At 62.5% G+C, this 16,480-nt stretch carries 15 protein-coding genes; 5 read left to right on the top strand and 10 right to left on the bottom strand.

Annotation, left to right across the window (positions count from 1 at the left end):
• Window positions 1-115: 115 nt before the first annotated feature.
• From OO25_RS07845 to OO25_RS07865, 5 genes are all read left to right on the top strand, one after another.
• On the top strand, window positions 116-1,177 hold the full coding sequence (locus OO25_RS07845) for an ABC transporter permease (protein ID WP_040175556.1): 1,062 nt from the start codon (window positions 116-118) through the stop codon (window positions 1,175-1,177).
• Entirely contained in the window at window positions 1,177-1,953 is a 777-nt protein-coding gene (locus tag OO25_RS07850; protein WP_040179495.1) for an ATP-binding cassette domain-containing protein, read from the top strand. Before OO25_RS07845 ends, OO25_RS07850 begins: the two co-directional genes overlap by 1 nt.
• On the top strand, window positions 1,950-2,594 hold the full coding sequence (locus tag OO25_RS07855) for a nucleoside/nucleotide kinase family protein (protein WP_040179497.1): 645 nt from the start codon (window positions 1,950-1,952) through the stop codon (window positions 2,592-2,594). Before OO25_RS07850 ends, OO25_RS07855 begins: the two co-directional genes overlap by 4 nt.
• Window positions 2,591-3,562 carry a carbohydrate kinase gene (locus tag OO25_RS07860; protein WP_040179499.1) on the top strand — a complete coding sequence of 324 codons (972 nt, stop codon included), beginning with the start codon at window positions 2,591-2,593 and terminating at the stop codon, window positions 3,560-3,562. The genes OO25_RS07855 and OO25_RS07860 overlap by 4 nt, the downstream gene beginning before the upstream one ends.
• A gap of 206 nt (window positions 3,563-3,768) precedes the next feature.
• Entirely contained in the window at window positions 3,769-4,101 is a 333-nt protein-coding gene (locus OO25_RS07865; protein ID WP_241770629.1) for a GFA family protein, read from the top strand.
• Between the two features lie 89 nt (window positions 4,102-4,190).
• Here the strand turns inward: OO25_RS07865 and eda are convergent, their stop codons facing one another.
• From eda to OO25_RS07915, 10 genes are all read right to left on the bottom strand, one after another.
• Complete coding sequence (gene eda / locus OO25_RS07870; protein ID WP_040179502.1) at window positions 4,191-4,838, bottom strand: bifunctional 4-hydroxy-2-oxoglutarate aldolase/2-dehydro-3-deoxy-phosphogluconate aldolase; 648 nt, start codon at window positions 4,836-4,838, stop codon at window positions 4,191-4,193.
• Window positions 4,839-4,841: 3 nt separating this feature from the next.
• Window positions 4,842-6,665: a phosphogluconate dehydratase gene (gene edd, locus OO25_RS07875; protein ID WP_040179504.1), complete on the bottom strand. Its 1,824-nt coding sequence runs from the start codon at window positions 6,663-6,665 to the stop codon at window positions 4,842-4,844.
• A gap of 67 nt (window positions 6,666-6,732) precedes the next feature.
• The gene (gene zwf, locus OO25_RS07880; protein WP_040175546.1) at window positions 6,733-8,193 is read right to left on the bottom strand and encodes a glucose-6-phosphate dehydrogenase; all 1,461 of its coding nucleotides are present in this window, start codon (window positions 8,191-8,193) and stop codon (window positions 6,733-6,735) included.
• Window positions 8,194-8,238: 45 nt separating this feature from the next.
• The gene (gene pgi, locus OO25_RS07885; RefSeq protein WP_040179507.1) at window positions 8,239-9,855 is read right to left on the bottom strand and encodes a glucose-6-phosphate isomerase; all 1,617 of its coding nucleotides are present in this window, start codon (window positions 9,853-9,855) and stop codon (window positions 8,239-8,241) included.
• Between the two features lie 193 nt (window positions 9,856-10,048).
• The gene (locus tag OO25_RS07890) at window positions 10,049-11,044 is read right to left on the bottom strand and encodes an ABC transporter ATP-binding protein (protein WP_040179509.1); all 996 of its coding nucleotides are present in this window, start codon (window positions 11,042-11,044) and stop codon (window positions 10,049-10,051) included.
• A 12-nt stretch (window positions 11,045-11,056) separates the two neighbouring features.
• Complete coding sequence (locus OO25_RS07895; RefSeq protein ID WP_040179512.1) at window positions 11,057-12,148, bottom strand: Gfo/Idh/MocA family protein; 1,092 nt, start codon at window positions 12,146-12,148, stop codon at window positions 11,057-11,059.
• A 142-nt stretch (window positions 12,149-12,290) separates the two neighbouring features.
• A complete protein-coding gene (locus OO25_RS07900; protein WP_040179514.1) occupies window positions 12,291-13,130 on the bottom strand; it encodes a carbohydrate ABC transporter permease in 840 nt (279 codons plus the stop codon).
• Window positions 13,131-13,140: 10 nt separating this feature from the next.
• Window positions 13,141-14,067, bottom strand: coding sequence for a carbohydrate ABC transporter permease (locus OO25_RS07905; protein WP_040179517.1), 927 nt, complete (start codon window positions 14,065-14,067; stop codon window positions 13,141-13,143).
• An 83-nt stretch (window positions 14,068-14,150) separates the two neighbouring features.
• On the bottom strand, window positions 14,151-15,404 hold the full coding sequence (locus tag OO25_RS07910; RefSeq protein ID WP_040179519.1) for an ABC transporter substrate-binding protein: 1,254 nt from the start codon (window positions 15,402-15,404) through the stop codon (window positions 14,151-14,153).
• A 76-nt stretch (window positions 15,405-15,480) separates the two neighbouring features.
• Window positions 15,481-16,410: an N-acetylmuramic acid 6-phosphate etherase gene (locus OO25_RS07915; RefSeq protein WP_052465617.1), complete on the bottom strand. Its 930-nt coding sequence runs from the start codon at window positions 16,408-16,410 to the stop codon at window positions 15,481-15,483.
• Between the last annotated feature and the right edge of the window lie 70 nt (window positions 16,411-16,480).

Here is a 16,480-nt window from a genome sequence, read left to right on the forward strand (position 1 = left end):
GACAGGGGCGGTGGCAACATCGCCCCCTCTGCACCGCTGCGGATCTGATCCGCAGTTCAATCCCCGGATCGGGACCATGCGACCCGCCCGGATGCCGGATGTTACGGAGACAGATATGACCACGCCCCAAAGCTATGAAGCGGCGGCCAGCGGCAGCCCCGAGGCCGTTGCGGATTTTGACCAGGGAGAGGCCTCCTTTATCAGCCGATTGCAGCATCTTCTGCATGTGACGCCATCGCTGGTGCCGCTGATTGTGCTGGTGCTGTCGGTGATCGTGTTTGGGCTGCTGCTGGGGAGTAAGTTTTTCTCCCCCTTTGCGCTCACGCTGATCCTGCAACAGGTCGGTATTGTCGGCATCGTGGCCTGTGCGCAGTCGCTGGTGATCCTGACGGCGGGGATCGACCTGTCGGTGGGCGCCATCATGGTGCTGAGTTCGGTGGTGATGGGTCAATTCACATTTCGCTACGGGTTGCCGGTTGAGGTGGCGGTGGCCTCGGGCCTGATCTGCGGCACGCTTTGCGGATTTATCAACGGCTGGCTGGTGGCGCGGATGAAACTGCCGCCGTTCATCGTGACCCTGGGCATGTGGCAGATCGTGCTGGCGACGAATTTCCTCTATTCCGCCAATGAAACGATCCGCAGCCAGACCATCGCTGCTGAGGCGCCGCTGTTGCAGCTGTTTGGCGAGAAGATCAAAATCGGCGGCGCGGTGTTCACCTATGGGGTGATCTTCATGGTGGTTCTGGTGCTGTTGCTGGCCTATGTGCTGCGCCACACGGCCTGGGGGCGGCATGTTTATGCTGTTGGCGACGACCCAGAGGCAGCGGAGCTGTCGGGAGTCAAGGTCAACCGCGTGCTGATCTCGGTCTATATGCTGTCGGGTCTGATCTGCGCCTTTGCCGGTTGGGCGATGATCGGGCGGATCGGATCGGTGTCGCCGACTTCGGGCCAGCTGGCGAATATCGAGAGCATCACGGCGGTGGTGATTGGGGGGATCTCGCTGTTTGGCGGGCGCGGGTCGATCCTTGGGACGTTTTTCGGGGCGCTGATTGTCGGGGTCTTTACCCTGGGGCTGCGCCTGCTGGGGGCGGATGCACAGTGGACCTATCTGCTGATTGGCCTTCTCATCATTGCGGCGGTGGCCGTGGATCAATGGATCAGAAAGGTGTCTGTCTGATGGAACCTATTTTGAAAGCCCGCGGTCTGATGAAGCGCTACGGGCGTGTGACGGCGCTGGACCATTGCGATTTTGATCTGATGCCGGGAGAGATCCTTGCGGTGATCGGTGACAATGGGGCCGGGAAATCCTCGCTGATCAAGGCGATTTCCGGCGCGGTGATCCCGGATGCGGGGGAGGTCTGGTTGGAGGGGCGCAAGGTGGCGTTCCAATCGCCGATTGATGCGCGTGAAGAGGGGATCGAGACGGTTTATCAGACGCTTGCAATGTCGCCTGCGCTGTCGATTGCCGACAATATGTTCATGGGGCGTGAGCTGCGCAAACCCGGTTGGCGGGGCAATCTGCTGCGGCAGCTGGATCGCGCCCGCATGGAGCAGGTCGCCCGTGACAAGCTGAACGAGCTGGGCTTGGCGACCATCCAGAATATCAATCAGGCGGTGGAAACCCTGTCGGGCGGTCAGCGTCAGGGCGTAGCCGTGGCGCGGGCGGCGGCCTTTGGTTCCAAGGTGATCATTCTGGATGAGCCAACGGCGGCGCTGGGTGTCAAGGAGAGCCGCCGGGTGCTGGAGTTGATCCAGGACGTAAAATCACGTGGCATTCCGATCATCCTGATCAGCCACAATATGCCCCATGTGTTTGAGGTCGCGGATCGCATTCATGTGCATCGGCTGGGCAAGCGGCTCTGCGTGATTGATCCCAAACAGCACAGCATGTCGGATGCGGTGGCGTATATGACCGGCGCGCAGGTGCCGTCCGAGGATCTGACGGCGGCATGACGCAGGAGGTGACATCACTGGCGGATCTGGTCACTGCCATTGAGGCGCTGCCATGTCGGCCCGGTCGGGCGCGGCGACTGGTGGCGCTGGCAGGCGCGCCGGGCAGTGGAAAATCCACCCTCGCAGAGCTGCTGGTGCGGGCGCTCTGTGCGCAGGGGGCATCAGCCGCGGTGGTGCCGATGGACGGGTTTCATCTGGACAACCGGTTGTTGTCGGAGATGGATCTGCTGGCACGGAAAGGCGCGCCGGAGAGCTTTGATCGGGCGGGGTTTCAGCGGCTGATAGAGGCCATGGCGGTAGACGAAGAGGTGATTTACCCCGAGTTCGACCGCGCGCGGGACATTGCCATCGCAGGCGCCGCACGGGTGAACGCAGCTGTTGAGGTCGCTGTGGTGGAAGGCAACTATCTGATGTTTGACGCGCCGGGCTGGCGCGATCTGGCGGCATTGTGGGATGTATCGGTGCGGGTCGATGTCCCGCGTGAGATGCTGCGCGAGCGGCTTGTGGCGCGCTGGCAGGCCCATGGCCTGAGCGACGCCGAGGCAGAGGCGCGGGCGGAGGGCAATGACCTGGCCAATGCAGATCGTGTGGCCGCCGCCTCCCTGCCTGTGGATGTGATCTGGAGAGGTAAGACAGAATGATCCTGTGTTGTGGAGAGGCGCTGATCGACATGATCCCGGCGCCGGTCGCGGGGGGCGTGGCCACCATGGATGGCGCAGAGGCGCAGACCGGGTTTGTACCCCATTGCGGCGGTGCGGTGTTCAATACGGCGATTGCGCTGGGGCGGCTGGGGCAGGAAACCGGCCTGTTCACCGGCCTGTCGCGCGACCTGTTCGGCCAGCAACTGGCGGCGGCCCTGACGGCGTCACATGTGGATCACGGGTTTGCCGAACGGTCGGATCAGCCCTCTACTCTGGCTTTTGTGCATCTGCGTGACGGTCATGCGGAGTATCATTTCTTTGACGAGAATTCCGCCGGGGCCAGCCTGCGTCCTGACAGGTTGCCGGAGCTGTCTGAGGATGTGGAGACCTTGTTCTTTGGCGGGATTTCTCTGTGCAATGGCGCTGCGGCGGAGACCTATGCAACGCTGGCGGCGCGCGAGCGGGGGCGCCGGATCATCATGATCGACCCCAATGTGCGGGCCGGGTTTGCCAAGGATGAGGTGGCCTATCGCAGCCGCTTGGCGGCGATGGTGGCGGGGGCCGGGATTGTCAAAGTCTCGGATGAGGATCTGCACTGGATCTATCCCGGCGATGCACCGATTGAGGAGAAAATCCGTCAGGTTCTGACCGGGGAGACCGGGAGGGGGCCAGGGTTGGTGATCCTGACGCTGGGCAGCAAGGGCGCGAAGGGGTTCCTGCGGTCCGGCCCCACGGTCGAGGTTCCTGCGCAGGTGGCGGTGGTTGCGGATACTGTCGGGGCTGGCGATACGTTTAATGCAGGCTTTCTGGCCGCAGCGAGCGAGGCTGGCGTGCTGGCGGATGCGGCCTGCGGTGAGTTGGATCCCGAACAGCTGCGCGCCTGTCTGGGATATGGCGCCCGGGCGGCGGCTGTCACGGTATCCCGTCCCGGTGCAAATCCGCCTTGGCGCGATGAACTGAAGGGCTAAGGCGCTCGGTCCAATCCCCATCAATGCCAGATTTGTTGAGGCGCCACCGAGCCGTGACCGCCGGTGTGGTGCGTTGCGTTTGGGATTGTCCGACCTTGAATGTTCATGTATTGTTCTTGTGAGTTGTGCAGCGAAGGATTGATGTGATGATTGACGGGAGCTGTTGCTGTGGAGCGGTTAAATTCCGACTGAAGGCGGAGCCAAGCATGATGGGCACGTGCCATTGTTCGCGCTGCCGAAAGGCGGGGGCGAGCACCATCGTTTTTGTGAAACGGGAAGATCTGACTTGGGTCGCGGGCAGGGATCAGGTGGCCCTCTACCAGCCGGGCGCGCCGTATAAATACGGGAGATGTTTCTGTAGGATCTGCGGCAGCTCGCTTGGTGAAATCCTATCCGAGGAGGATAGTTTCCCGATTGCCGCAAATGCGCTGGACAGCGAGATTTCGACCAGAAACCGGTTCCATGAATTCGTGTCGGAGAAGCCCGGCTGGTATGAGATTTGCGACGATGCGCCAAAATCCAGCGGTCATCCGGCCTGATCCGCCCGCTTTGAGCGGGGTATAACCGTGGCCGTCCCGCAGCGCCGTTTGCACAGGGCTGCGGGAGTGTTGCTGTCAGGCCTGCGCGGTCAGCGTGGCAGCTGGCTGGCGGCGCGGGCGAGGTCGCGGATGCCGTCCCAATCGCCAACCTCAACCAGTTTCGCCGGGGCCACCCAGCTGCCACCGGCGCAGACCACGTTGGAGAGCGAGAGATAGCTGTTGGCATTGTCCGGGCTGACGCCGCCGGTGGGGCAGAAGCTGATCTGCGGCAGCGGGGCGCCAATGGCCTTGAGCGCGGGCGCGCCGCCTGAGGCCTCAGCCGGGAAGAGTTTCAGCATGTCATAGCCGCGCGCGAGCAGGCGCATCGCTTCGGAGGCGGTGGCAGCACCGGGCAGCATCGGCAGGCCAGCGGCTTCCGCCGCGTCCAGCAGCGTGTCGGTGGCACCGGGGGAGACGCCGAACTGTGCCCCGGCAGCGACGGCGCGGGTGACATCCTCTGGCGTGACCAGCGTGCCTGCACCAACAACGCCGCCTTTCACCGTCGCCATTTCGGCGATCACATCCAGCGCGGCGGGGGTGCGCAGGGTGACCTCCAGCGCGGGCAGGCCACCGGCGACCAGCGCCTCTGCCAGCGGGCGGGCGTGGGCGACGTCATGGACAACCAGAACCGGCACGATGGGGGCCAGTTGGCAGATCTCGCGGGCACGGGTGCTGGCGTCTTGTGGGGTGATGGCCATGGGTCAGTCTCCGGTCAAGGTCGAGAATACGGTGGCGCCGGTGTCGGCAGAGGTGACGGCATTGCGGAATAGCGCGAACATCTCGCGGCCGGTGCCATGCTGATAGGCGGAGAGATCGGCGACCACTGGCTCGCGGGCATCAAACCCCTCGCTCAGAACCTCCAGCGTCCCGGTGAGGGCATCAACCCGCACGATGTCGCCGTCACGCAGTTTGGCGATTGCGCCGCCATCCAGCGCTTCCGGCACCACGTGGATGGCGGAGGGGATCTTGCCCGAGGCGCCGGACATGCGGCCATCGGTGACCAGCGCCACCTTCTGACCGCGCCCCTGCATGATGCCGAGGAAGGGCGTCATCGAATGCAGCTCCGGCATGCCGTTGGCCTTCGGCCCCTGGAAGCGGACCACGATGACAACGTCGCCTTTGTCCAGTTCCCCGGCCTTGAAGGCGGCTTTGGCTTCCTCCTGATCGTGGAACACACGGGCCGGGGCTTCGACCACGCGATGTTCGGGCGCGACGGCGGAGATTTTCATCACGCCGGTGCCGAGGTTGCCAGACAGGCGGGAAAGCCCGCCGGTGGGCTGGAAGGGGTCGCTGGCGGTGCGAATGATCTTGTCGTTGAGGGTCTCGGCGGCGCCGGGTTTCCACACCAGACCATCGTCACCAAGGAAGGGTTCGGCGGTGTAGCTCTCCAGTCCGCTGCCTGCGACCGTGCGGGTGTCGGCGTGAAGGTGACCTGAGTTCAGCAACTGACCGATCACATAGCCCAGCCCACCTGCGGCATGGAAGTGGTTCACATCGGCCAGACCGTTTGGATAGACCCGCGCCAAGAGCGGCACCACGTCGGAGAGGTCAGAGAAATCCTGCCAGTCGAGAATGATGCCACCAGCACGGGCCATCGCGATCAGGTGGATCAGCAGGTTGGTGGAGCCGCCGGTGGTCATCAGCCCGACGATGCCATTCACATAGGCGCGTTCATCCAGAATATCGCAGACCGGCGTGTAATCATTGCCAAGCGCGCTGAGGGCGAGGGCGCGGCGGGCGCCTTCTTCCGTGAGGGCGGCACGCATATCGGTGCCGGGATTGACGAAGGAGGAGCCGGGCAGGTGCAGGCCCATGAACTCCATCAGCATCTGGTTGGTATTGGCGGTGCCATAAAAGGTGCAGGTGCCGGGGCCGTGATAGGCGGCCATTTCGGACTTGAGCAGCTCGTCACGCCCGATTTCACCGGCGGCGAATTTCTGGCGGACCTTGGCCTTGTCGTCGTTGGAAATGCCGGAGGTCATCGGACCGGCGGGCAGGAACACTGCGGGCAGATGGCCAAAGACCTGCGCGCCGATGACCAGACCCGGCACGATCTTGTCGCAGACGCCGAGGTAGACGGTGGCGTCAAAGACATTGTGGCTGAGGGCGATGCCGGTGGCCATGGCGATTGTATCGCGGGAGAACAGGCTCAGCTCCATTCCCGCCTCGCCCTGGGTGACGCCATCGCACATGGCCGGCACGCCGCCTGCGACCTGCGCCGTGCCGCCAACGCGTCGCACCGCGTCGCGGATCCGTTGCGGGTAGGTTTCAAACGGCTGATGCGCCGAGAGCATGTCGTTATAGGCGGTCACAATGCCGAGGTGCCCAGCGGTGCCTTCGGCGAGGGGCATCTGATCCTCACCGGTGGCGGCATAGGCATGGGCCTGACCGCTGCACGAGAGATGGGCGCGGGCGGGGCCTTTGCCCTTGGCGGCGCCCATCCGGGCCAGATAGGCCGCGCGGGGTTTGGCGCTGCGGGCGATAATTCGGTCTGTGACGTCGCGGACTGTTTGGTTCAAACGCATCAGGTGCCTCTTTCAGTCAGTCAGGTGCCGGTTGGTCGGATCGTGTCGGGAGCGAGAACGGGCAGGTTCAGGAGCCGATGCCGCGCCAGCGTCGGTTGTCGCGGTGCATCAGGAGCAGCGCATCCTCTGGCCCGGAGCTGCCGGGATCATAGGGCTGTGGGCTGTCATTGCTGTTGTCGGCCCAGCCCGCGATGATCGGATCGGCCCAGGCCCAGGCGGCCTCGACCTCATCACCGCGCATGAACAGGGTCTGGTTGCCCCGGATCACATCCATGATCAGCCGCTCATAGGCATCCTGCGGGCGTCCAGCCTCAGGCAGGCTGTCGGCGAAGGTCATGTCGAGATTGGCGCCGGTCAGGCGCATGCCACCGGGGCCGGGATCCTTGATCGTAGTGCGCAGGGTGATGCCCTCATCCGGTTGCAGGCGAATGACCAGCACGTTGCCCTTGATGCCGCCGGTGCCGGTGTCCTCGGCAAAGATGTTGTGCGGTGGATCGCGGAAGAACACCGCGATTTCCGACTCGCGGGCGCGCAGGCATTTGCCGGTGCGCAGGTAAAACGGCGTGCCGGCCCACCGCCAATTGGCGACCTCCACCTTCATCGCAATGAAGCTTTCGGTGGTGCTGGCGGGATTGCCTGCATGGTCGCGGTAGGAGTCCCCTTCCGGGCCGCGATATTGGCCGCGGGCGATCTGATCCGGGGCGACGGGGTTCAGCGCCTCGATCACCTTCACCTTCTCGTCGCGCACGGCGTTGGGGGTGAAGCGGGCGGGAGGTTCCATCGCGGTGAGGCACAAGAGCTGCATCAGGTGGTTCTGGACCATATCGCGCATGGCGCCGGATTTGTCATAATATTCGCCGCGCCCTTTGACGCCGATGCTCTCGGCAACGGTGATCTGCACATGGTCGATGTGCGAGGAGTTCCACAGGGGTTCAAAGAGAGAATTGGCAAAGCGCAGGGCCATCAGGTTCTGGACGGTCTCTTTGCCCAGATAATGGTCGATCCGGTAGATCTGGTGCTCTTCGAAATTGGCGCGCAGGGCGGCATTCAGCGCCTGGGCTGAGGCGAGATCATGGCCGAAGGGTTTTTCCAACACGATACGGCTGTCGGGGGTGGCGATCCCGGTGGAGCGCAGACGGCCCGCGATATCGGGGAACAGGCTGGGCCCGACGGAAAGGTAGAAGGCGCGGATGGCATCATCGCGCAACAGATCGCCAAGTGCCTGCCAGCCGTTGTCGCCGCGCGCGTCTACAGCGGTGTAGTGCAGCAGTTCCACGAAGGCTGCGATTTCGTCGTCGCTGGTCTCGCCCGGCTGGCCATAGGTGCGGATGGCGTCGGCGACCATCTCCTGGAATCCCTTGCGGTCCATTTCGCTGCGCGAGGTGCCGATAATGCGGCAATCGTCAGAGAACTGTCCGATCTGGAAACGGTGGAACAGGCTGGGCAGGATCTTGCGGCGGGCGAGGTCCCCGGTCGCACCAAACAGCACGAGGTCAAAGGACTGGACGGGAATGACGCGGGATACCATGGCTTTTTCTCTGTCAGCTGAGGGGGCGGAAGGGCGGCGGGCGGATCAGGTAAGTTTGGACAGCAGGCCCCGGGTGGAGCCGTCTTTGGCCTCGTAAGCCTCGGGCGGGGCGGAGCCATCGACCAGCGGCAGCAGGCTGACGGCCAGTTCTTTGCCCAGCTCCACACCCCATTGGTCAAAGGAGTTCAGCCCCCAGATCACCCCTTCGACAAAGACGCGGTGCTCATAAAGCGCGATCAGCTGGCCAAGCACAAAGGGCGTCAGTTTCGGATAGGCGAGGGTCACAGAGGGACGATTGCCAGCAAAGGACAGGTGCCCGGCCATCTGCTCCAATGCCTCACCGGTGAAGCCGCGTTTGGCGGCGATGGCGCGGGCGTCCGCGTGCGAGCGGCCCAGCATCAGCGCTTCGGACTGGGCGAGGCAGTTGGAGATCAGAAGCTGGTGGTGATGGGTCAGATCCCCCTCATGCGCCTCGGCCGCGATAAGGAATTCGGCAGGCACCACGCGGGTGCCCTGATGCAGCAGTTGATAGAAGGCGTGCTGACCGTTGGTGCCGGGTTCGCCCCAGACAATCGGGCCAGAGTCGCGCGGTAGCAGGCTACCATCCAATGCGACGCTCTTGCCGTTGCTTTCCATATCCAGCTGCTGGAGATAGGCGGGGAAGCGGGCCAGACGCTGGTCATAGGGCAGGATCGCGCGGCTGTCGTAGCCGCAGATATTGTGGTGCCAGATGCCGGTCATCGCGAGCATCACCGGCAGGTTCTCGCGGAACGGTGCGGTGCGAAAATGCGCATCCATCGCAGCGGCACCGGACAGGAACTGGCGGAAATCCTCCGCCCCGATGGCGATCATGATCGGCAGACCCACCGGTCCCCAGAGCGAGTAGCGCCCGCCCACCCAATCGGCAAAACCGAAGACCCGTTCGGGGGCAATGCCAAAGGCGGCGGTTTTGTCCTGCGCGGTGGAGACGGCGGCCAGATGGGCGGAGGTGTCCTCTCCCAGCGTGGCGCGCAGCCAGTCCAGCGCGGTGCGGGCGTTGGTCATCGTTTCTATGGTGGTGAAGGTCTTGGAGGCGATGATGACCAATGTGGTCTGCGGATCCAGCCCCTTCAGCGTGTCGGCGATATGGGCGCCATCCACATTGGACACGAAATGGCAGCGGGGGCCATTATGGTAAGGCGCCAGCGCCAGCGTTGCCATGGCGGGACCAAGGTCAGAGCCACCAATGCCAATGTTGATCACATCGGTGAATTTGGCACCGGTGCTGGAGCGTAGGGTGCCATCGCGCAGCGCCTCGGCGAAGCTCTCCATCTGTTGCAGGGTCTGGCGGATGGCAGGCAGGACATCGTCACCATCGACCTTGATCGCGGTATCGGTCTGCGCCCGCAGGGCAGTGTGCAGCACGGCGCGGTCTTCGGTGGTGTTGATTTTCTCACCGCGGAACATCTGGCTGATGCGATCCGCGAGGCCCGCCTCAGCGGTGACACGCTCGAGCAGCGAGAGCGCGGTGGTGTCCAGCGCGGTTTTGGAATAATCCAGAAGCAGACCGTCGGTTTCGGCAGAGAAAGCCTGAAACCGGTCGGGCGCGTCAAACAGCGACAGCAGCGCGGTATCGGCAGTCTGTGCGTGGTGCTCTGCCAGAAGTTGCCAGGTCTGCGTCATCGTCGGTCTCCCTCGGTTGGTCTTGCCCAGTTGTGATCCATCCAGTTGCGAATCACTCCGGGGCACCGCTGCCGTCTAGTTAGCGCTAACATGTGTATTTGTAACGCCCTAATATAGCAGGCCGCCGGAATAGGCCCAATAGATCGGTCCGGTGAGCTGTGCCTGAAACAAGAGCGCGCGCAGCAGCGCGCGATCAGATACGTTGTCCCGCAGCGTCGAAGGTAAGGCAGTTGGCAGGGTCGAAATCGAATTGCAGCGTCTCGCCTACATCGGTGTCATGCTGGCCAAAAAGCCGCGCGGTGAAGGTGAGGTTCTCGCCCATGTCGACGAGGATATTGGTATCTCCGCCCAGCTTCTCCACGTGAATCACCTCCCCCGCGAGGGGGCCATCAGGGCTGATGCGGGCGTATTCCGGGCGGATGCCGATGAACTGACCGGCAGTGCCGCCAAGGCGAAGGGCCGGCACAAAATTCATCGCAGGCGCGCCGATGAATTCGGCCACAAAGCGATTGGCGGGGTTGTTGTAAAGCTCCATCGGCGTGCCGACCTGTTCAATACGGCCATCGCGCAGCACCACGATCTTGTCGGCGAGGGTCATCGCCTCGATTTGGTCATGGGTGACGTAGATCATGCTGGCCGACAGCTGCCGGTGCAGCCGGGCGATTTCCAGCCGTGTGTTCATCCTCAGGGCCGCATCAAGGTTGGAGAGCGGTTCATCAAAGAGAAACAGTTTCGGTTCGCGCACCACGGCGCGGCCAATGGCGACCCGCTGGCGTTGGCCGCCGGAGAGTTCCGAGGGGCGGCGGTCCAGGTAGTCTTCCAGCGACAACATGCGGCTGGCTTCGGCGACGCGGGCGGTGATTTCCTCTTTGGGCTGGCGTTCCTGTTTCAGCGCCAACGCCATGTTTTCGCGCACGGAAAGATGCGGGTAAAGCGCGTAGGACTGAAACACCATGGCAATGCCGCGTTTGGCGGGGGGTGTGGTGGTGACAGTCTGGCCGCCGATCGAAATTTCGCCTGCGGTGGCATCCTCCAGCCCGGAGATAACCCGCAGGAGGGTGGATTTCCCACATCCCGAGGGGCCGACAAAGACCACGAATTCGCCGTCTTCGACGGTGAGGTTGATGTCTTTCAGCACCTCGACCGGGCCGAAGGATTTGCAGACATTGTTGAGCTGTAGGGCAGTCATGGCGGTAATCCTTCAGGTCTTCGGGGTCAGAGATGGAGAGGCGGGCGCTGTGGCCTCGGCCTCTGTCAGGTCAGATGTCAGATCGACAGGCGCGCCGCTGCGGATACTCTGGTCGGCGGCCAGACAGATCGCCAGCGAGGCAACGGCGTCCTGCATATGCCGCCCCATGTCGATGTCCTCGGCGATGACGCGCAGCATATGGGCCTGTTCAGCCGCGCAGAGAGCGTCATGGTCGGGTTCGTCGGGCAGGTCTATCTGGCGGTCGGGGATGCCTTGCGCGCTGCGATGCACGATCAGGCTGCCGACGGCGGTATGGCCATCCACATCGTCCGAGCCGCCCTTGTCGGTTTCGGTGATCGAGACGGAGCCATTCGGCGACACCACGTCTTTCACGAAATAGGCGGTCTCCGACATCATCGGCCCCCAACCGGCCTCGTACCAGCCGACGGAGCCGTCGGAGAAACTCACCTGAAACTGGCCGTAGTTATACATATCCTCGGCGATTTCGTCGGACAGGCGCAGGCCGATGCCGTGAACGCGCTGGGGCGTGGCATCGGTGATCTGGCACATGACATCGACGTAATGCACACCGCAATCCACGATCGGAGAGGTGGTTTGCATCAGCGCTTTATGGGTGTCCCATGTCGGCCCATCGGACTGCTGGTTGAGGTTCATGCGGAACACATAAGGCGGGCCCAGATCTCGGGCCTCAGCAATCAGACGCTGCCAGCTGGGGTGATGGCGCAGGATATAGCCCACCATCAGCTTGCGCTCCAGACGGCGGGCGGCGTTGGTCACGGCACGCGCATCAGCAACCGTGGTGGCCAGCGGTTTTTCGACAAACACATGCGCGCCGGCCTCCATCGCCGCGATGGCATAGGCGGCGTGGCTGTCGGAATAGGTGGCAATGACCACAAGATCGGGTTTGCTCTGTGCCAGCGCCCGGTGGAAATCGCTAAAAACCGGATAATCCTGCAAGGGAGCCTGCGCGGCCGTGCCAGAGCGGTTGACGAGGCCGACGATCTGCGCGGTGTCATCTTGGTGGTGAGCCAGAGCATGGGAAAACCCCATGTTGCCGAGGCCAGCAATCAGAACACGGGTCATTGGCTGTCTCCTGAATGGCGGTTCAGCTGCACGGCGGTTGAGTGCGCCGGACCAAGAGATGACAGAGGTCTGCCATCTTGGGGGGCTGGTCCGGCGCGGCCCGGCATCAGGACCGGGCAGGGGGATGGTTTGCGCGGCAGCGTCATTTGACCGCCCCGGAAGTGATGCCGCGGATGAGCTGGCGTGAGAAAATCACGTAGAGCACCATCACCGGCAGAATGGCCATCGACAGGGCGGATAGCACGGCGTTCCAGTCGGTGACGAACTGCCCGATGAAGACCTGGCTGCCCAATGTCAGCGTCTTGGTCTCCTCGGCCGGGGCCAGGATCAGCGGGAACCAGAGATCGTTCCAGATCGGGATCATGTTGAAAACCGCGACGGTGGCCATGGCTGGGCGCACCAGCGGCAGGACCAGTCGGAAGAAGATGGTGTATTCCGACAGCCCGTCGATGCGGCCGGCGTTTTTCAGATCGTCGCTCACCTGTTTCATGAATTCCGACAGGATGAACACCGCCAGCGGCAGCCCTTGCGCGGTATAGACAAGGATCAGCGCAGTCAGCGTGTTCACGAGGCCAGTGTCCACCATCAGCTCCAGAATGGCGACGGTGCCGATGCGGATTGGGATCATGATGCCAAGGGCGAGGTATAGGCCAAGCAGCATATTGCCCTTGAACCGATATTCCGCGAGGGCAAAGGCGGCCATAGCACCAAACAGCAGCACCAGTGCGAGGGAGACCACGGTAACAATCATCGAGTTCTGGAAATAGAGGAAGAAATCCCCCTGCTTCAGGACGGTCTGATAGCCGACCATCGAAAACGTGTCTGATGTGGGCAGACCCAGCGGGTCGCGAAAGATCGCTTTGCGGGTTTTGAAGCTGTTCACCAGAATGACGAAGACCGGAAACAGGGCGATCAGCGTGTAGGTGATCAGCGCGCCATGCGCGAGGATGCTATTGAACGGGTTTGAGCGGGCTTTGTTCATCGTCCGATCCTCAGAACTGGTAGCGGCGCAGACGGGTCTGAATGCCGAAGAGATAGATACAGACACCGATCAGGATGATCGCAAACATGGCGGTGGCAATCGCGGATCCCATATGCGGATCGCCCAATTGCAGCTGAAAACCGAAGAAGGTGCGATACATGAAGGTGCCGAGGATATCGGTCGAGAAGTCCGGCCCAGCGAGCGCGCCCTGAGTGGTATAGATCAGGTCGAAGGCGTTGAAATTGCCGACAAATGTCAGGATTGAGATGATCCCGATGGAGGGCAGGATCAGCGGCAGTTTGATCTTCCAGAAGGCGGCCATTCCGGTAATGCCGTCAACCTCGCCCGCCTCGATCACCTCTTCCGGGATCGACAGGAGGGCTGCGTAAATCAGCATCATCGGGATGCCGACAAACTGCCAGACGGAGATCAGCGCCAGCGTGGTCAGGGCGTAGTCTTCCTTGCCAAGCCAAGGGGTGAACAGCCATTTCAGGCCGATGGCGTCCAAGAGGTCCGGTGTGATGCCCCAGATCGGCGAGAGGATCAGTTTCCAGGCAAAGCCGACGATGACGAAGCTGAGGATTGTGGGCACAAAAATCGCCGTACGATAGAGCGCTGCAAAGCGCAGCCGGGGATGGCTGAGGATCGCCGCCAATGCCACCCCGATCGGGTTCTGCACCAGCATGTGAACAAAGAAAAACCAGAAGTTATTGCCAAGCGCGTTCCAGAACTGTTCAGACCAGTTGGGATTGGAAAACAGGGTCTCGAAGTTGGCAAGGCCGACGAACTGGCGGATCTGGTCGCTTTCGCTGTAAAGCGCGAGCCGCAGAGTATTGAACAGCGGGAAAATCATGATGGCGGTGTAGACCAGCACAGCGGGCGCAAGGAAAACGGCGATATGCCAGCGTCTGCGCGGTTTATGAGAGGTATTTTGCATGATGTGTCCCATCTGTCGGCGGGTCCGGGCCGCATGGGGCCGCCCGGACTCCTGAGTGTCAGGTCAGTCAGGTGGTGGCGCGCTTACTTCTGCGGTTCGTACCAGCTGGCCAGACCCTCTTGCAGTTCTGCGCCCAGATCAGCAGGAGCTTTGGTGCCCTTGATCGCAGCAACGGAGGCGCCCCATGTCTCGTTTTCGAGGTTGGGCGTGCCGCGCGATAGGATCTGATAGGTGGAGCGGATGGTGCTCTCACACTCGCCACGCCAGGAGACGAACTCCTGCGCCAGCGGATCCTCCATTGCGACCTCATGGTTCGACAGCGAGAAGAAGCCCGGCAGCGCATTTGCGTAGATGCTGGCGAATTCAGCCGAGCCGACCCAGTTCAGGAAGGTCTTGGCAGCCTCGGCATTGGGGGAGGCGGCGTTCAGGCCCACGGCAATATCGGTGTGATCCGAGATGTAGCAGGTGTCGCCTGCGGCTTTGACCGGCGGTTTGAACGCGCCCATTTCAAAATCAGCCTGGGTGTTGAAGCCGGAGATTTCCCAGCTGCCTGCCGGATAGATCGCAGCGCGGCCCAGAGTGAAGATGTTCTGGCTGTCAGGATAAGTCTGCGCCTCATAGCCGTCGCCCATGTACGCGCCCCATTTCGACAGGGTCTCATAGGGGGCAACCCACTGATCATCTGTCAGTTTCTGCTCGCCTGCGATCAGGGCAAGACGGCCTTCCTCACCCTTCCAGTAGTTCGGGCCAATGTTGTTGTAGCCCATGGTGGCGGCTTCCCACTGGTCGTTGGTGCCCATCGCCAGAGGCACGTAGTTGCCGTCCTGTTTGATCTTTTCCAGCGCCGCAAAGAACTCATCTTCGGTTTCGGGCACATTCACACCCAGCTCGGCAAAGGCGTCTTTGTTGTAGATGAAGCCGTGGATCACCGAAGCAATCGGCACGCAGAAGGTGGCGGAGCCGTCATCGGTCTGCCAGGCGGATTTGGCGACATCGGAGAAGCTGCCCATGGCGTCCAGATCAGAGAGGTCCGCCAACTGGCCCTTGTCATAAAGACCAAGCGAGGCGTCAAAGGGGCGGCAGGTGATCAGGTCACCGGCGCTGCCCGCATCCAGTTTGGAATTCAGCACCGCATTGTATTCTGCCGGGGCAGAGGGGGTGAACTTCAGCTTGATGCCGGGGTTGGCCGCTTCAAAGGCGGGGATGATCTTGTCCTGCCAAAGGGCGAGGTCGTCATTGCGCCAGCTCTCAATGGTCAGCGTCACGTCTTCAGCAGCTGCGGCGCCGCCGATCACGGTCGAGCCGAGCAGCGCGAGGGTAAAGAGTTTCCGTGTCATTCAGTATCTCCCAGTTTGCATGTTGGTATTTGTAATCAGGGTCTTGGTGACCTCTTGGGTGGCGCATGGCCGACCGTTACACCTGTGCGAGCGCGGCTCGCAGGTTGTTCTTGTGATGGCGCAGCAGTGTTTCTGCAGCGGTGGGTGAGGCGGCCCCCTGCAGCAGCAGAATGGCGGGCTTTACCGCGCCGCCGGTCTGATCCAGAGCCCGGGCTGCGGCCTCAGCGTCCTGCCGGGTGAGGGTGCTGACAATGCGGATGGCGCGCTGGCGTAGCTTGGCATTGTCGGCGATGAGGTTGACCATCATGCCGTCCATCACATGCCCCAGCCGGATACCGGCCAGCGTGGACATCATATTGAGCGCGGCCTTCTGTGCGGTGCCGGCCCCCATACGGGTCGATCCTGCGATGACCTCCGGCGGGGTGAGCAGGCAGATCGCCACATCGGCCAGGTTCAGAAGCGGCGTGTCGGCGTTGTTGGCGATGGCGATCACCTTGGCCCCGGCGGCCTGCGCCGTCCGGGCAAAGCTCATCGGGAATGGGGTGCTGCCGCTGGCCGAAAGGGCGATAACCACATCATCTGTGGTCACAGTGGTGGCGGCTTTGGCGCCGGCCTCAGCGTCATCTTCGGTGTGGCCGGGCATGCGCCCGTCCGCAGGGATGCCCCCCGCCATGTGAATGGAAATCTGGTCGGCGCTGACGCCGAATGTCCCGGGCAGTTCTGCTCCATCGGCGAGCGCCATCAGGGCAGAGGATCCTGCGGCTGCGTAATGCAGATGGCCGCCATTGTGCAGGCGGCTGGTCAGCAGGGCTGCACCGGCTGCGATCGCAGTGTGGGCGCTGGCCACAGCTTCCAATGCGCGCAGCTGACCGTCCAGCAGGGTGTCGAGGATCTCCGCGTCAGCGCGCAGATCCAGCCCCTGGGCATCAGGGTGCAGCGTCTCTGTTTGCGCCTCGGCCTGTGCCGGTTTGCTGGCTGCGGAGTGTTGGTCGCTCCTCGATGCCATGTGATTCCTCCCCCTCAGGTGAATGAGAAGTATTTAATACCTATACAATACCACTTGTCTACCATTTAAT

The organism is Phaeobacter sp. S60 (assembly GCF_000826845.1).
In the GTDB taxonomy this organism is placed as follows: domain Bacteria; phylum Pseudomonadota; class Alphaproteobacteria; order Rhodobacterales; family Rhodobacteraceae; genus Phaeobacter; species Phaeobacter piscinae.

Coding starts and splice junctions, on each gene's coding strand:
- OO25_RS07845 (WP_040175556.1), top strand. CDS start 116: ATGACCACGCCCCAAAGCTATGAAGCGGCGGCCAGCGGCAGCCCCGAG.
- OO25_RS07850 (WP_040179495.1), top strand. CDS start 1,177: ATGGAACCTATTTTGAAAGCCCGCGGTCTGATGAAGCGCTACGGGCGT.
- OO25_RS07855 (WP_040179497.1), top strand. CDS start 1,950: ATGACGCAGGAGGTGACATCACTGGCGGATCTGGTCACTGCCATTGAG.
- OO25_RS07860 (WP_040179499.1), top strand. CDS start 2,591: ATGATCCTGTGTTGTGGAGAGGCGCTGATCGACATGATCCCGGCGCCG.
- OO25_RS07865 (WP_241770629.1), top strand. CDS start 3,769: ATGATGGGCACGTGCCATTGTTCGCGCTGCCGAAAGGCGGGGGCGAGC.
- eda (WP_040179502.1), bottom strand. CDS start 4,838: ATGGCCATCACCCCACAAGACGCCAGCACCCGTGCCCGCGAGATCTGC.
- edd (WP_040179504.1), bottom strand. CDS start 6,665: ATGCGTTTGAACCAAACAGTCCGCGACGTCACAGACCGAATTATCGCC.
- zwf (WP_040175546.1), bottom strand. CDS start 8,193: ATGGTATCCCGCGTCATTCCCGTCCAGTCCTTTGACCTCGTGCTGTTT.
- pgi (WP_040179507.1), bottom strand. CDS start 9,855: ATGACGCAGACCTGGCAACTTCTGGCAGAGCACCACGCACAGACTGCC.
- OO25_RS07890 (WP_040179509.1), bottom strand. CDS start 11,044: ATGACTGCCCTACAGCTCAACAATGTCTGCAAATCCTTCGGCCCGGTC.
- OO25_RS07895 (WP_040179512.1), bottom strand. CDS start 12,148: ATGACCCGTGTTCTGATTGCTGGCCTCGGCAACATGGGGTTTTCCCAT.
- OO25_RS07900 (WP_040179514.1), bottom strand. CDS start 13,130: ATGAACAAAGCCCGCTCAAACCCGTTCAATAGCATCCTCGCGCATGGC.
- OO25_RS07905 (WP_040179517.1), bottom strand. CDS start 14,067: ATGCAAAATACCTCTCATAAACCGCGCAGACGCTGGCATATCGCCGTT.
- OO25_RS07910 (WP_040179519.1), bottom strand. CDS start 15,404: ATGACACGGAAACTCTTTACCCTCGCGCTGCTCGGCTCGACCGTGATC.
- OO25_RS07915 (WP_052465617.1), bottom strand. CDS start 16,410: ATGGCATCGAGGAGCGACCAACACTCCGCAGCCAGCAAACCGGCACAG.